The sequence below is a fragment of the Elstera litoralis genome (assembly GCF_000963705.1).
Classification (GTDB): domain Bacteria; phylum Pseudomonadota; class Alphaproteobacteria; order Elsterales; family Elsteraceae; genus Elstera; species Elstera litoralis.
Window position 1 is genome coordinate 1 of record NZ_LAJY01000764.1, and the last position, 1221, is coordinate 1221.

The 1221-nt window shown below is 54.8% G+C and carries 2 protein-coding genes; both read right to left on the bottom strand.

The genetic code is table 11. The features are described 5' to 3' along the window. Nucleotides 1–276: ATP-binding cassette domain-containing protein (locus tag VZ95_RS19650; protein ID WP_045777371.1), on the bottom strand; the 276-nt coding region annotated here is incomplete at its 3' end. Nucleotides 277–334: 58 nt separating this feature from the next. Then, a partial coding sequence (chvE, locus tag VZ95_RS19655; protein WP_045777372.1) for a multiple monosaccharide ABC transporter substrate-binding protein occupies nt 335–1221 on the bottom strand: 887 nt, incomplete at its 5' end.

Sequence of the window (1221 nt, forward strand, 5' to 3'; positions counted from 1 at the left end):
CAAGGCCAGTTCCTGATGAATGATAATAATGCCGCGCTCTTCGCTATCGGCAATGCCATCGAATTTTTGGGCGGACCCTTCGTAGAAAATATCGCCTTCGAAGCTTCCGTGCGGATACACCCCACTCAAAACTTTCATCAACGTCGATTTACCGGCACCGTTTTCGCCGCAAATCGCGTGAATTTCCCCCGGTTGAACGGACAAGGTCACGTTCTTCAAGGCCTTAACGCCGGGGAAGCTTTTGCTGATCCCCCGCATTTCCAGCAATGCGCTCATCCCCAAACCCTCAAACCAACCGGCCCCCTCATCAAGAGAGGGCCGGAAGCTTAGCAAGCTATTGAATTTGTTCTTTTTTGTAGTAGCCGCTGCCGATCAGAACGGCTTCCCAATTGGTCGCATCGACCGAAACCGGCTTCAGCAGGTAGGAGGGGACGACCTTCACGCCATTATTATAGGTGGTCGTATCGTTGATTTCCGGCTTGCCGCCCGACAGCACCGCATCGACCATGCCGACGGTGACTTTGGCGAGTTCGCGCGTATCTTTGAAGACGGTCGAGGTTTGCTCGCCCTTCAGGATCGACTTCATCGACGGGATTTCAGCATCCTGGCCGGTCACGACCGGCATTTTCTGTTCCTTCGACCCATAGCCGACGCCCTTCAGCGACGAAATGATGCCGATCGACAGGCCGTCATAGGGCGACAGCACGGCATCGACGCGCTTTTGCGTGTAGAAGGCGCTCAGGAGATTGTCCATACGCGCTTGGGCGACGGCACCGTCCCAACGTAAGGTCGCGACCTTATCCATGCCGGTTTGCTTGCTCTGGACGACCAGCTTGCCGCTGTCGATGTAAGGCTGAAGCACCGACATCGCGCCATTGTAGAAGAAGAAGGCGTTGTTATCGTCAGCCGAGCCGCCGAAGAGTTCAACATTGAAGGGGCCTTTGCCATCCTTCAGACCCAGCGACTTTTCGATGTAGCTGGCTTGCAGCACGCCGACCTGGAAATTATCGAAAGTCGCATAGTAATCGACATTAGCCGAGCCGCGAATCAGGCGGTCATAGGCAATGACCTTAATGCCGCTATCGGCAGCTTGCTTCAGGGCCGAGGTTAGGGTCGTGCCGTCGATGGCGGCGATCACCAGAACCTTCACCTTCTTGGTAATCATATTCTCAATCTGCGCGAGCTGATTGGGAATATCGTCTTCAGCATACTGAAGATCGG